Source organism: Proteus columbae (assembly GCF_009914335.1).
Taxonomy (GTDB): Bacteria; Pseudomonadota; Gammaproteobacteria; order Enterobacterales; family Enterobacteriaceae; genus Proteus.
The window spans coordinates 390961-405724 of the sequence record NZ_CP043925.1 but is presented as its reverse complement, the minus strand read 5'-3'; the positions used below and the strand labels follow the sequence as shown (position 1 = coordinate 405724).

Below are 14764 nucleotides of genomic sequence, written 5' to 3'. Positions count from 1 at the left end.
TCAGAATTTAAATCCTTTGTGTAATGCAACTATACCTCCGGTCATATTGGTATAGGTAACTTGATCAAATCCTGCTTCTTCCATCATACCTTTTAGTGTTTCTTGGTCTGGATGCATGCGAATGGACTCCGTTAAATAACGGTAACTTTCAGCATCATTCACAATCACTTGACCAATTTTAGGTAGAATATGGAAAGAGTAAGCGTCATAAATCTTACTTAAAGGATCAAGAACAGGTTTAGAGAATTCCAACACCAGCAGACGTCCACCTGGCTTTAATACACGGAACATTGAGCGTAAAGCTTTTGCTTTATCGGTCACATTACGTAAGCCAAAGGAGATTGTAATGCAATCAAAATGGTTATCAGGGAAAGGTAACTCTTCAGCATTTGCTTGCACATAGTTAACATTGCCGACAATACCGTGATCGCGTAGCTTTTCACGACCCATTTTCAACATTGAGTCATTGATATCAGCTAAAACAACTTCCCCATTTTCGCCCACGAGACGAGAAAATTTAGCTGTTAAATCACCAGTACCACCCGCAAGGTCAAGAACACGTTGGTTACGTCTTACACCACTCGCTTCAATGGTATAGCGTTTCCAGATACGGTGAACACCAAAAGACATCAAGTCATTCATTAAATCATACTTAGACGCGACAGAGTGAAAAACCCTTGCAACCATGGTTTGTTTATCATCTTTGTCAACGGTTTGGAAACCAAAATCTGTTGTTTCCTTAGTTTGTTGAGTCATATTATTTGCCCGCTAATTAATCAAAATTTAGTAAATTCAGTACTGGCCGTTTTCAGAAATCTTTATCTCTTTATTTTATTAAATCAATCAGATGCTGATTTTTCAATGAGATCATTATCAATCGTTTTTTTTATCTCAACCCCTAAGGATTTAAAGCCTTCCGCTTGACTGATAAGATTTCCACGACCTTCAGAGAGTTTTTTCATCGCTAATAGATAGCCAGATTGCGCTTTTTGAATACTATTTCCTAGCCCCTGCATATCATCAACGAAAAGTCTTAATTTGTCATACATTTTAGCCGCTCTGTCTGCAATTTCTTGCGCATTTTGGCTTTGATATTCATAACGCCACAATGCGGCTATTGTACGCAAAGCAACAAGTAAAGTAGATGGCCCAACTAACATAATATTGTTTTTCAATGCTTCTTCTAGCAAGTCTGGAGAATGACCAATTGCAACAAGATAAGCGGGCTCAATAGGTATAAACATTAAAACATAGTCTAAAGACGTTATACCCGGTAGTTTATGATAATCTTTTACACTCAATCCTTTAATATGCGCTCTAATTGAGTTTACATGCGCACAAAGTGCCTGTTTACGTTGATTATCATCTTCACTATTAAAATACTTTTCATACGCCACCAGCGACATTTTAGCGTCGATAATAACATCTCGGCCATGAGGTAAATGTACAATGACATCAGGTTGATAACGCCCACCATTTTCATGACGAATACTCACCTGTGTTTCAAACTCATGACCTTCGCGTAACCCTGACGATTCTAATATACGTGCTAATACCGTTTCACCCCAGTTACCTTGAACTTTATTATCCCCTTTGAGGGCATTGGTTAGGTTAACGGCTTCTTGCGCCATTTTTACATTTAATTGTTGGAGCTGGCGAATTTCATGAACCAAAGTATGTCGCTCTCTGGCTTCTTGCCCAAAACCATCTTGAACTTGTCGTCGAAAGCTTTCGAGCTGCTCACGAAATGGTGACAGTAAATGGGTTAATCCTTGGCGATTTAACTCTTCGGCTTTACGCCCACTCTGTTCAAAAATACGATTAGCTAAGTTCTCAAACTGTGTTGCAAGTCGTTGCTCGCTATTAATTAATAATCGCTGTTTTTCTTCTGCGGATATTCGGCTTTCTTCCCAACGAGTTGTCACTTCTCTTAATTCAGCTTCTTGAGAAGTAATAATTTCTCTCTGAGCACGTAATTCTTGCTCTAGCTGTTCTATATTTTGTTGTAAAGAGGGGATAATCACCGCTTTTTCTTGAGCGATAGCAAGCTGTGTATGATTTTCACGTAGCATGGCTTCTTTATCGGATAAACGTTGTTGGATAGACCACCAAACCAGCGCGCCGCCAACAAGCACTCCACCTAATAAACCAATGATCCCGTATAACAACTGAATATCCACTAAAGTGACCTTTTTACTTTCCAGCGGGCTACGTTAAAACGCATAGGTAATATTGTCTAGCAACAATTTACATCATGACTTGATTTGCGATAAAGGACGCAGTTATCCCATCCATTTCGCAAGCCATTGCAAACCAAAAGCACCAGGCGCCAAAATACCAAATGCCCAAATCATCGCTGATATTAAATTAGCAATTTGAAAATAACGTTGTGGCATTGCGCAAATACCCGCAACTAATGGGACAATTGCACGAAAAGGTCCAAAAAATCGTCCAATAAACACCCCCCAAATTCCCCAACGATTAAAGAATTGATGACCTCTAACTAATGTTTGTGGTGAGCGTGAAATGGGCCACAAGTTTCTCACACCCTCTTTATAGTGAAATCCTACCCAGTACGATACCCAATCACCAAAGAAAGCACCTAATGCAGCAGCAAGCCAAATCGGCCAGAAAAACAGACCACTCTCACCAATTAAGGCACCTAATCCTAATAAAATAACCGTGGCAGGAATAAGCAAAGAGATAAATGCAAGTGACTCGCCAAAAGCAAGAAGAAACACGATCGGAATAGCCCAAATTTCGTGCTCTTTTACAAAAAGAGTGATGGTATGAATAATGTCTTGTACTGTCAAAATAGAAACCTTAAATTCGGTTAACCTAAGTAAAATAAAAAATTTTGATTAACCGAATATAAATCACTTTATTATTCGAGAAAATAATTTTGTAAGGAATCTCGGCTAGACGCATCTAGACCGATATCTTTCTCTAGCCAAGTATCCACATTACCGTAATGCTGATTAATACTCGCCAATGCTGTTTGCAGAAACTCTTCTTGTACTGAATAAACATAGGCAAATTTATCAACAATGTGATCACTCATTGTTTTGGCATGTTCTTCTAAAAGATAAGCACGATAAGGCGCTAATGTTTCATTGGTCAGCAAATAATCTTCCATCACCAAATCTAAAGATGCGCCAAGCGCAAATAACACTAAAGCGGAGCCAACACCTGTTCTGTCTTTACCCACAGCACAATGTTGCACAACTCCCCCTTTCTCTGGTTGCTTTAATAATGTTGCCAGTTGTTTATATGCAGGGTTATTAATAGGAAGTAATTCATACAACTGGAACATAAATGCCTTTGCATCAAACTGTTCGAGGATCTCAGGCGTTAGCTTTTCCAAATTAGCAGAAACTTCTTTCGATAATGGGTTCGCAGGTGCATGGTAATATTGCGCACCTTCCCAGACACGGTCTGGTTTATCAACGATTTCGCCACTATCACGATAATCAATAATTTGAAAAAGATTTTTATCAATAAGAAGGGATTGATCCGTATCCGTCAGCCTATCCAGTGATCCAGAGCGAAATAACATACCTGGTTTGATAATACCACCGTTGCTTAATTTTTTACCTCCTAGATCACGGAAGTTAATTCCACCGGTTAAAGGCAACACTGAAGGGTGTGTCTGCAAAATATCAGTCATATTTATTTTCTCATTGTTTTATTGTAAATAATTCTCAATTACATTATCAAAAATGTAGTTCTATTGACATAGTATATTAAGCTAATGAATTATTGCATAAAAAAAGCCCTTAACACTTACGTATTAAGGGCTTCTATCAGCGATTCGAAATATTATTTCATTAAAATACGAGCCGCTTCAATCACGATACCGAGTGCATTATTTTCAGTTTTCTTCAGTAATTCCGCATCTGGAATTTCTTGTTGAGTACGGTTTACGATAACACCCGCAACCATACCTGCACGTAAACCTTGGCTTGCACACATTGTCAATAATGTTGCAGATTCCATTTCATAGTTCATTACGCCCATTTCTTGCCACTCTTTCATAGAGCCTTTGAAACGGCGGACAACACGACCTGTATAGGTGTCATAACGTTCTTGTCCTGGATAGAATGTATCTGAAGATGCAGTAACACCTACGTGTACAGTTGAGCCATTGTCTTTAGCGGCTTTGTACAGTGCATTCATACATTCAAAATCAGAAACAGCTGGGAATTCCATTGGTGCGAAATGTAAGCTTGCGCCATCTAAACGAACCGCAGCCGTAGTTACAAGAATATCACCTACATTGATATGTTCTTGAATTGCACCTGTTGTACCGATACGCAAGAAAGTACGGATACCTAGCTGTGCTAATTCTTCAACAGCGATAGAAGTAGATGGGCCACCGATACCTGTTGAACAAACAATGACAGCTTTGCCATCAATTTCGCCACGCCATGACGTGTATTCACGTAAAGAAGCCAGATGAACTGGGTTATCCATTAATTTTGCAATTTTTTCAACACGCTTAGGATCACCTGGAACAATTGCTAAAGTGGCACCCTGTAGGTCATTTTTGGTTAAACCTAAGTGAAATACATCAGACATATCGGACTCCTCAATGGGACAAAACCAATGATCATTAAATTAAAAGTTACTGTATCAGTTTTCCAGACCTTTTTAGTGACCAATATCACTTACAAGGCACCAAACAAAGTAACAATTTCATAAAATTGTGATTATCATCACTAAAAATGGCATTTGAAATACATTATCAATATTCGCCTGCATCAATAATTAACTAAAATAAATATTCCTCTCATCAGTATAGATGCGATAAATACATTATCGAATATAAATACCCCAATATATACACTCTAAATAATTCAAGATGTAGCTAGGCGACGAGTGAATGAGTCGCTAGAAGCATACATCAGTATGTGACTAGCGCGAATAAACGAAGTCAACAACGCTACAACTTGAAGTATGACGAGTAGCTTGAAGTACAACGAGCATAGCGCGTACACTACCCGCCCTTAAAATAAACATCTAATGTGACAAACACATCGTCACTGGAGTGAACATGAGCTTATTTAACCAAATTTCGAGCCTACTAGGCGGCGAAAAAATCAATCAATACAAAACCGTCCTTGAGTGGGTTGGATCTCAAGGTGGCATTGAAGGCTTAGTAAAGCAATTTGATACCGCGGGTTTAAGTGAGCTTATTCAATCATGGATAAGTACCAATGCCAATTTACCAATCAGTGCAAAGCAAATCGTCGCTGTTTTTTCATCTCCAGTGATTAATGATCTTGCGTCGAAAATTAATTTAAGTGCGACAGAAGCTTCTGAAATGGCCGCGCAATATTTACCTAAATTAATTGATAAAGTCACACCTGATGGCGTTGTACCTAAAGACTTAGATTTAGTCAGTGCGGGAATGGATATTTTAAAAGCGAAGATTTTCGGTGGATAAATAAACAAACTGTTTTAATGCGTTTTCCCTTACATCCCATAAGAGAAAACGCATCACGTTCTTAATAATCAAATTTGATTACAACAAACCTTCTTCAATCAACGCTTCATGAAAACGTTGTTTCTCTTCAGGTGTTGCCTGAATACGTTCTAAAGGTACATCCAAAGCATAAGGGATATTTTGTTGTGGTGAATAAACGGCTAATACGTAGGTATTTCCATTTTGCTCAATCACAATAGGCGGTGTTTTCTTATTCCCTGAATAAGCAATACGAATATCTTTACCCTCTAAATTAAGATGATAAGTTGCAATAAATTGCTTATTACTCACAACCATTTTTGCGGGAATGGCTATTAACTTTAAAGGTTGAGTGCCTACTGATAATAATGCTTTTTTTACTTTACTGATCAGTATTTGACGATAAATAAAAAAGATCACACTAAAACCAAACAAGCCGATAAAAATAATCGTACTAATTAAGCGAAGCCAAATATTATCTATCGCCACATCAACGGTCATTTTACTGAGATCATTTGCATCAGCGACGGGTTCAACTAACACATCTTTAGGGCCTAAATCTAAAAAAGTAAAATTACGCGAAACTTCATTGCCTTTATAACGTAAATCAACACTACAGTTAGTCAGAACAAAGAGTTGAGAGCGACAAGAGCCATTCACCGTAGCATCAACAGGTACTGCATTCTCACTGATTTTATAATCATAAAGAATATTGGGAATTTGATAAGCACTAAATACAGTCATTGCTAACATGAAAATAACTAAGAATAAGGTGCGAAATAATCCACCATCTCCTCTTAGTGGAACTAATTTCAAAGGTCGAGTTGGAAAAGCATCTAATACCTTATCCGAAAGTTTAATGCTAGTTTGCACAATAATTATATCCATAAAATTAAAGAGTTTTCGCAGTATAGCAACGATCAAGAATATCAATAATAAGATTTGCTCTGAGTTTTAATTTACAATTAATCATTGTCTTTTTTAAATAAAAAATTAGCCTGTATTTTTGATATTTATTATCAAAAATACAGGCTAATCAGGTATTCATTATTTTATTACGCGTTCTGACGCAAATATTTAGCCGCTTCAACCATATTCGCTAATGCTGCGCGTGTTTCAGGCCAGCCTCGTGTTTTTAATCCACAATCTGGATTCACCCATAAACGCTCTGCTGGAATTCGTGATTGTGCTTTTCTTAATAATCCAACGATCCATTCCACATTTGGCACATTAGGTGAGTGAATGTCATAAACACCTGGTCCAATTTCATTTGGATAATCAAAGTGCTCAAAGGCTTCTAGTAATTCCATATCTGAACGTGATGTTTCGATTGTAATCACATCCGCATCCAGCGCGGCGATTGAATCCATGATGTCATTAAATTCGCAATAACACATATGGGTATGGATTTGTGTCTCATCATTAGCAATGGCGGCACTTAATTTAAAGGCATCGACTGCCCAATCAAGGTAAGCCTGCCACTCATTACGGCGCAGTGGTAATCCTTCACGTAATGCAGGCTCATCGATTTGAATAATACCAATACCTGCTTTTTGTAAATCATCCACTTCATCACGCAGTGCTAACGCTATCTGTTTTGCAATCGTTTCACGCGTCACATCTTCACGAGGGAAAGACCAACATAAAATTGTCACAGGGCCTGTTAACATGCCTTTGACTGGCTTTTCAGTTAACGACTGTGCGTAAGTTGCCCAATCCACGGTAATAGGGGCTGGGCGACTAATATCACCGATAATCACAGGTGGTTTTACACAACGGGAGCCATAGCTTTGTACCCAGCCATTTTGCGTAAACACATAACCATCAAAATGTTCACCAAAATACTCCACCATATCGTTACGTTCAGCCTCACCATGAACTAACACATCAAGGCCAAGATTTTCTTGTTCGGATATCGCTTGCTTAATATGTTCGCTGATATTTGTACGATAAGCTGCCGTATCGATACGCCCTTTCTTAAAATCTAAACGGACAGTACGAATTTCTGTTGTTTGTGGGAATGAGCCAATCGTGGTGGTTGGCCATAATGGCAAATTAAACCGAGTACGTTGTACTTCTGCGCGTTGGGTATAAGGTGAATTTCTTTCGCTATCTTGCGCTTCAATTGCCTGTAAACGAGCTTCAACTGTTGCATTATGTACACGGGTCGAGTGTTGACGTTGACGAATTGGCGCACTGTACTGTGTCAATTGTTCATCATATTCACCTTCTGGTGCATTCAATGCCTTAGCTAACAAAGCGACTTCTTCACATTTCTGAACAGCAAAAGCAAACCAGCTTTTTACTTCATCATCAAGTTTCGTCTCTGCATTTAAATCAATTGGACTATGCAGTAATGAACATGAAGTTCCAATCCACAAAGGGCGTTTCCCTTTTAGCGCAATCACTTGCTGATAACGTGCACTTAAATCTGCTTTCCACACATTTCGACCATTAATCACACCTAATGACAGTACCCAATCTTTGGGTAATGCTTGGTGTAAGTGCTGCAAATCATCTTGCCCTGCTGAAATATCAACATGAAGCCCATTAACAGGTAAGTTTTTAATAATATCAAGATGATGAGAAATACCATCAAAATAGGTTGTCAGCAGTAATTTAACTTGTCCCGTTAATGCTTGATAAGCTGTTTGATAGGCATTTTGCCATTCAATAGGTAAATCCAGTACCAATGCAGGCTCATCAATTTGCACCCACTCAATACCTTTCTCTTTTAATGCAGAAATCACTTGTTGATAGATAGGTAAAATATCGTTTAGAAGCGTTAATCTATCAAATTCAGGGCCTTTTACTTTACCTAGCCACAAGTAAGTCACAGGACCAAGTAAAACAGGTTTTATTTTATGATCTGACGCCAATGCTTCATCAACTTCATCTAATAGCTCTTTCCATGCAAAGGTAAATGATTGACCTTGCTGAAATTCAGGAACGATATAGTGGTAGTTAGTATTAAACCATTTCGTCATTTCAGATGCAGCCGCAGGTTTACCTGTTGGCGCTCTACCACGAGCGACTCTGAATAGAGTATCAAGATCGAGTGAGCCATCTTCATTACGGTGACGAGGCGGTACATTACCTAACAGTAGGCTTGTCCCTAACACTTGGTCATACCAAGCAAAATCACCAACAGGTAATAATTCAACACCCGCATCCGCTTGTTGTTGCCAATGGCGAGCACGAAGCTCTTTACCCACAGTAACTAATTCTTCCTGTGAAATCTTACCTGCCCAATAATTTTCTTGCGCCTTTTTTAGCTCTCTATCTAAGCCAATACGAGGGAAGCCGAGTGTGTGATTGCGAATTGTCATAATTAAAATCCTATTTTTAGCCGTCTAGATGTTTACACATCCATAATCTACAGGTAGTGTATAAATCACAAGCGCAAATTTTTCATCAATAACTTGAAGGTTTCTCATGATAGAAATAAAACATTTAAAAACGATATTAGCCTTGAAGCACACAGGCTCTCTTGCTAACGCAGCAAATCAATTGCATCAAACGCAATCGGCTCTTTCACATCAATTTAGTGAATTAGAACATCGCCTTGGTTATCGAATTTTTGTGCGTAAAAGCCAGCCACTGCGCTTTACTTCACAAGGAGAAGTACTCGTTAAATTAGCAGAAGAAGTATTGCCTATCGTTCGTAGAGCTATTGAAGCGTGTAATGAGCCGGGTAGTGTGAATTTAAATATAGCGATTGAATGCCATAGTTGTATTCAATGGTTAACCCCTGCATTACAGCAATATCGCCAAACATGGCCTGAAGTGACTGTTGATTTTCATTCGGGTGTGACTTTTGATCCACAACCTGCGTTATTACAACGTGAATTAGATGTAGTACTGACATCAGATATCTTAGATGACTCTCGTTTACACTACACGCCATTGTTTGACTATGAAATCAAATTAGTTTTATCGCCAGATCATCCTCTTGCTAATCGCTTGCATATTCAGCCACAAGACTTGATTGCAGAAACCTTATTTATTTATCCCGTTCAACGGGAGCGTTTTGATGTATGGCGTCATTTTTTACAACCCGCGGGTATTACGCCACATTTCAAACATGTCGATAATACATTACTGCTAATTCAAATGGTTGCGGCTGGCATGGGAATTGCGGCATTACCACACTGGGCGGTTGAGAATTTCGAAAAACAGGGATTAGTGGTGACAAAAACATTAGGTGAAGGATTATGGAGCCGGTTATATGCTGCCAACCGTAGTGGAGAGCAACATCAACCGGCGATCCGTGAGTTTATTCGCTTATCAGGCCAGCACGCTGTTAACAATCTTCCTTTTGTAAAACAGGTCGGCATATCCAGCGTTGATGGATCCAAAGTGATGCAACAATCAGGCTCGCGCCTATGATGAAACTTGGCCAATTCGGATGTTGTTGCCAAATAGAAAAATTCACTAATAACCCTGCTGGAACCATCATGTTATTCATAATCGCTAAGGTTCCAGCATCAACTTGTGTGGCACCGTAGTTCCACATAAAATACCCGATCCCAGAAGCGCCAATTCCTAACCAGAGTAAAACACCCCACTGTAGTGATGTTGTTGGCATTTTCTGCCAATCGGCAAAACACAGAGCGCCAATCAGTGAAACGACAACCGCACCAAGGTAAAACCAAGAAAATGCATGATGTTGTGGAATAGGATGCACTTCCATTAATCGTTTATAACCCACCTGACCAATTGCAAAGAAAATATTAGCCAGTTGTACTAATAACAGACCATACCAAAAATCATCACTTAAATGGTCATAGCGAATAATCGCCGCACCTAATACCGCTAATAATGAGCTAAATGCATAACCCCAACGTAATTTCTGACGTTCTAATAAATCATAAATTAACGTGACATAAAGGGGTGTTAATACCGTAAATAGTAAGAATTCTGCAACAGTCAAATAGTTATAAGCATGGAAGACGAACAGATACATAATACCGAGTTGGCAAGCCCCCACCAGCATATAAAGCAGGATCACCTTAAAGCGGATCCCCTTCCAACGTAAGAAAGGTAAGAAGACTAAAGCCGCTAAAGAAACGCGGATCAGAACAGAGAGCCAGCTATCAACCTGACCGGCGAGATACTCACCGATCAGACTAAAAGAAGCAGCCCATAATAGTGTTGTAATAACCAATAACCACATAATTAACTGTCTTTCTCTACTAACAGTGCTTCCATTAAATCCAATTCATGTAGCAATAATTGGAGTGTTTCATTACTGATTTTTCGCGTTGCTCTTAGATGATAAAGCTCACCACGTTCAGCACGTAATGCCGTTAAACGAAAACGCCTTTCGAGATCTTCTTCTAACGCGTTATGAACCATTTCATCTTGTTCCGCAGTACGGCGTCTTAAATAACCCGTTACACGAGAAGCAACTTCATTAATTTCTTCTGCATCCAACTGCTCTTCAGTACTTGCAGCTAAGCGCTCTTCCATTTTATTAAGACTAACAATTGCCACTTCTGCCATCACTTTACGTGCGTAGCGAACTTCGTTTTTATCTGCTTCTTTGTCAGTTGCCTTCACGCCTTTTAATAGGAAAGGAAGTGAAATAATGCCCACTAAAATCGACAGTAAAATAACACCAGCAGCAATAAAGATAATTTGATAACGTCCAGGGAAAGTGCTGCCATCGGTTAAAAAGAGTGGAATAGAAAGCGCACCCGCCAATGTAATTGCACCACGAACACCTGCAAATGACGATAACCACAACTCACGCGTTGTGTAATTAGCGAAATCAAGTGGATGCTTTTTCATAAAGATCCGACTAATTTTCTTCATTAGCCATAACCACGTAAATCGCAGGATCAGCAGTGCAAAGTAGATAACAAAAACTGCTGCAAACAACATCCAGACTTCAACTTCTGGGTCAAGATCGGCTTGAATAACAGAGCTTGTCCAGATAATGGGAAGCTGTAAGCCGAGCATGATAAAGACAAGGCCGTTAAAGACAAATTCAAGCATTGACCACACGCTATCAGCACGTAAACGCATCGCAAGAGGTGCATTTCTGATAACGCCTGATTTACTGATAGTCATACCGGCAGCAACAGCCGCTAAAATACCTGAAAAACCAATATGTTCCGCAATAAGATAAGAGGCAAAAGGCAGCAGCAACATAAAGACGATTTGTGTAGCAGGATCGTCTCCGCTCCAACGACTCATTAATCGCAGAGATTTACTGTAAACTAAGGTGACACCGATACCTGCCAGTAATCCGCCAACGGCGACTTTAAAGAATTCAAGGGTTGCACCACCAACAGTAAACACCATCGTTCCCATTGCCACAGCAACCGCAAATTTCAAGGCAACCAGACCTGAAGCATCATTCATTAATGCTTCACCCTCTAAGATGCCCATAATTCGTTTTGGTATTCGCCCTTTACCAACAATGGAAGAGAGTGCGACCGCATCCGTTGGCGAAAGTACTGCCGCCAATGCAAATGCCGAAATCAGGGGAATACTTGGCATCATCCAATAAATCAGATAACCGATACCAACAACGGTCACCATGACTAAAACAAGCACAAGAATAAAAATCTCACGCCCATTTTGGATAAATTCTCGTGTCGGTGTTTTCCAACCATCAACAAAAAGTAAAGGCGGTATCAATAGAACGAGGAATAATTCAGGATCAAAAGTGACATGTAAACCAAACTGAGGCCATGCCAATAAAGCCCCTATCACAATCTGTATTAATGGTAACGGAACACGAAAGGGAATTAATTTTGTGATAACTCCCGAAACTGAAACCACCAGTATTAAAATCAAAATAGTAAAGAAAATTTCCATGTTACCCTTACATGCCTATTTTTATCCTGAAAACCTGACCTCTTTCCCTTATAAAAGGAAAACCTACCGAACGATAAAGAAACATATTATGTAAAATTCGCGCATCATACATTTCTTTATCTATGCATCTCTGCTTATTTTAAACAGATCCCACTCAGACTCTGTGAGAATATTTAAAAATTAAGACTAATCGTATCTAACACCGCACATTGTACGCTATTTATTGCTCTCTATTTATTAACGGCATTAATTATAGAAAGCATACGTTTTTATTCCTCTTTTTCAGTCTAAACAATGTAATAGACCGTATAAAAACGTTAAGTAATTAGATAAAAAATAATAGATAAATGACAATAGCGATTAAATTTGAGAGCTAACTCGTAATGCTAATGATTATTCAATTGTTCTTAACATCGACATCATGACAACATCACAATATTTACCTTCTCTAAAAGCAGCTTTACGGCGTATACCTTCAACTTCAAAACCCAATTTCTTATACAGATGTAAGCCTCTTTCGTTGTCTGAATACACTTCTAATTCTAATCGTGTGGCTGCTAACCAATTGAAAGCATAATCAATTGCTGTATTGATAAGTAATTTACCAACGCCTTTTCCGGAATATTCAGCACCAACGCCAAGACCAAAACTCACAATGTGGCGACGACGAGGATGATTATCGATTATCAGTGCTAAATGTCCCGCGACTTGGCCATCAATAGTTGCAACAAAATTAGGGATATTTTGTTCTGAAAATTCAAGTAATCTTTTTTTCCACATCGTGACTGAAGGATAAGGAAATTGGCAAGTGCAAATATATAAATCAGGATGTGTATATAGTTGTTGAATTGCTGATGCGTCGTCAGGTTCACTATGGCGTATTTTTATTTCTTGCATATCTTCTACCAACTATTTAATTACTAGATTTAATTTCGACAATAGCGAATAAAAGTAGAGAAATAAATAGCAAAAAGGCGGAATAAAAATATATTCCGCCTTTTGTCTTTAAAACCGATTATTTAAATTAAATTGCCCACTCACCCGCATAAAATGCCACTAGAGCAATAGTAATTAATACTGTGCCAATATTGAGTTTACGCCATTCACCTGCAAATATACGACCAATCACCAAACATCCGAAACCTAACATAATACCTGTGACGATATTACAAGTTAAAACAATAAATACAGCACACACCATGCCTGACATTGCATCAACAAAATCACTGAAATCTAACTTAGTGACATTACCTAGCATCAATAAACCCACATACATTAACGCAGGTGCCGTTGCATAAGCAGGAACTAAATAAGAAAGAGGCGATAAGAAAAGGATCAGTAAAAATAAAATACCGACTACTGTTGCGGTTAATCCTGTTTTACCACCAGCCGCTGTTCCTGCGGCTGATTCAACATAAACCGCAGCTGGTGCAGCACCAATAACACCCGCAAAAATACTACTGACAGAGTCAGAAGTCAGCGCTTTTCCGCCATTAATAATCTGCCCGCGTTTATCTAATAAGTTTGCTTGACCTGCAACAGCGCGAATAGTCCCAGTAGCATCAAAAATGGCAGTCATCACTAACGCAAGAACACTTGGTAATACCAATGGCTGTAAGGCACCTTTAATATCCATTGCAAACAATAAAGAAAGTCCATCTTCACCTAATTGAGGCATTTTAAAGATGCCTTGATATTTTACATTAGGATCAAAAATAAGGCCGATAATCGAAATAGCCACAATCACTAATAGCACGCCACCCGGTACTTTACGTTTTTCTAATCCGAAAATAGCGGCCAATCCAGCAAGTGACATCAGAACAGAAAATGATGTAAATTTACCCATTGCGACAGGCAAACCATCAAATGGGTTTTTAACCACTAATCCAACACTGTTTGCTGCGATTAAAAGCAGAAAAAGCCCAATCCCTATTCCTGCACCATGTGCGATACCAATTGGAATATTTTTTAAGATCCAAGTGCGAATGCCAGTTAATGAGAAAACGGTGAATAAACACCCCATTAAAAACACGGCACCTAATGCAACGGGCACAGAGATGTTTTGTCCCAAGACCAAGCTAAAAGCGGTAAATGCTGTTAATGAAATAGCACAACCAATTGCCATAGGAAGATTTGCCCACAATCCCATTAGAAGGGAGCCTAATCCCGCGACTAAACAGGTTGCAATAAAAACCGCTGTATGTGGAAAACCGGCTTGTCCTAACATACTAGGAACAACAATAACGGAATACACCATAGCCAGAAATGTCGTCAAACCAGCGATCATTTCTTTGCGAACAGTTGTGCCGCGTGCTGTAAGTTTAAAATAGCTATCCAGTTTACCTGTGCTTGCTGATTGATTAGCAGACATTACTTTCCTCTGACATAAAAACGGTTCACTCTCCAAAAAAACGAAAACGATTACGTATCAATTAGAATAACCTCTTGTCGATGAAAAATCTTAAGAGGGAG

Annotated in this window: 13 protein-coding genes; 2 read left to right on the top strand and 11 right to left on the bottom strand. The window is 39.0% G+C overall.

The window, feature by feature from the left end:
• The 5 genes from ubiE to udp form a co-directional block, all read right to left on the bottom strand.
• Entirely contained in the window at positions 1-756 is a 756-nt protein-coding gene (ubiE, locus tag F1325_RS01980; RefSeq protein WP_075672293.1) for a bifunctional demethylmenaquinone methyltransferase/2-methoxy-6-polyprenyl-1,4-benzoquinol methylase UbiE, read from the bottom strand.
• Positions 757-839: 83 nt separating this feature from the next.
• The gene (rmuC, locus tag F1325_RS01975) at positions 840-2180 is read right to left on the bottom strand and encodes a DNA recombination protein RmuC (protein WP_109372603.1); all 1341 of its coding nucleotides are present in this window, start codon (positions 2178-2180) and stop codon (positions 840-842) included.
• A 102-nt stretch (positions 2181-2282) separates the two neighbouring features.
• On the bottom strand, positions 2283-2813 hold the full coding sequence (locus F1325_RS01970; RefSeq protein WP_109372604.1) for a DedA family protein: 531 nt from the start codon (positions 2811-2813) through the stop codon (positions 2283-2285).
• A gap of 71 nt (positions 2814-2884) precedes the next feature.
• Positions 2885-3667 carry a tyrosine-protein phosphatase gene (locus tag F1325_RS01965; RefSeq protein WP_109372605.1) on the bottom strand — a complete coding sequence of 261 codons (783 nt, stop codon included), beginning with the start codon at positions 3665-3667 and terminating at the stop codon, positions 2885-2887.
• A gap of 152 nt (positions 3668-3819) precedes the next feature.
• Positions 3820-4578: a uridine phosphorylase gene (gene udp / locus F1325_RS01960; RefSeq protein ID WP_023583501.1), complete on the bottom strand. Its 759-nt coding sequence runs from the start codon at positions 4576-4578 to the stop codon at positions 3820-3822.
• 475 nt (positions 4579-5053) lie between these two features.
• Here udp and F1325_RS01955 point away from each other — a divergent pair, with 475 nt between their 5' ends.
• A complete protein-coding gene (locus F1325_RS01955; RefSeq protein WP_160229927.1) occupies positions 5054-5446 on the top strand; it encodes a YidB family protein in 393 nt (130 codons plus the stop codon).
• Between the two features lie 78 nt (positions 5447-5524).
• Here F1325_RS01955 and F1325_RS01950 read toward each other — a convergent pair whose 3' ends face one another.
• Together F1325_RS01950 and metE are read right to left on the bottom strand one after the other, a co-directional pair.
• The gene (locus F1325_RS01950; protein WP_109372607.1) at positions 5525-6352 is read right to left on the bottom strand and encodes a hypothetical protein; all 828 of its coding nucleotides are present in this window, start codon (positions 6350-6352) and stop codon (positions 5525-5527) included.
• A 167-nt stretch (positions 6353-6519) separates the two neighbouring features.
• The gene (gene metE / locus F1325_RS01945) at positions 6520-8793 is read right to left on the bottom strand and encodes a 5-methyltetrahydropteroyltriglutamate--homocysteine S-methyltransferase (RefSeq protein ID WP_109372608.1); all 2274 of its coding nucleotides are present in this window, start codon (positions 8791-8793) and stop codon (positions 6520-6522) included.
• 106 nt (positions 8794-8899) lie between these two features.
• Here metE and metR point away from each other — a divergent pair, with 106 nt between their 5' ends.
• Positions 8900-9853 carry an HTH-type transcriptional regulator MetR gene (gene metR, locus F1325_RS01940; protein ID WP_109372609.1) on the top strand — a complete coding sequence of 318 codons (954 nt, stop codon included), beginning with the start codon at positions 8900-8902 and terminating at the stop codon, positions 9851-9853.
• On the opposite strand, the gene F1325_RS01935 is transcribed toward metR, so the two are convergent.
• The 4 genes from F1325_RS01935 to F1325_RS01920 form a co-directional block, all read right to left on the bottom strand.
• Entirely contained in the window at positions 9768-10640 is an 873-nt protein-coding gene (locus F1325_RS01935) for a carboxylate/amino acid/amine transporter (protein WP_109372610.1), read from the bottom strand. The genes metR and F1325_RS01935 overlap by 86 nt on opposite strands.
• A 2-nt stretch (positions 10641-10642) precedes the next feature.
• Positions 10643-12292 (bottom strand): Na+/H+ antiporter, encoded by a 1650-nt coding sequence (locus F1325_RS01930; RefSeq protein WP_109372611.1) that lies wholly within the window; start codon positions 12290-12292, stop codon positions 10643-10645.
• Positions 12293-12685: 393 nt separating this feature from the next.
• Positions 12686-13189, bottom strand: a complete 504-nt coding sequence (locus tag F1325_RS01925) for a GNAT family N-acetyltransferase (protein WP_109372612.1) — start codon at positions 13187-13189, stop codon at positions 12686-12688.
• 127 nt (positions 13190-13316) lie between these two features.
• Positions 13317-14663: an NCS2 family permease gene (locus F1325_RS01920; protein ID WP_099075192.1), complete on the bottom strand. Its 1347-nt coding sequence runs from the start codon at positions 14661-14663 to the stop codon at positions 13317-13319.
• Between the last annotated feature and the right edge of the window lie 101 nt (positions 14664-14764).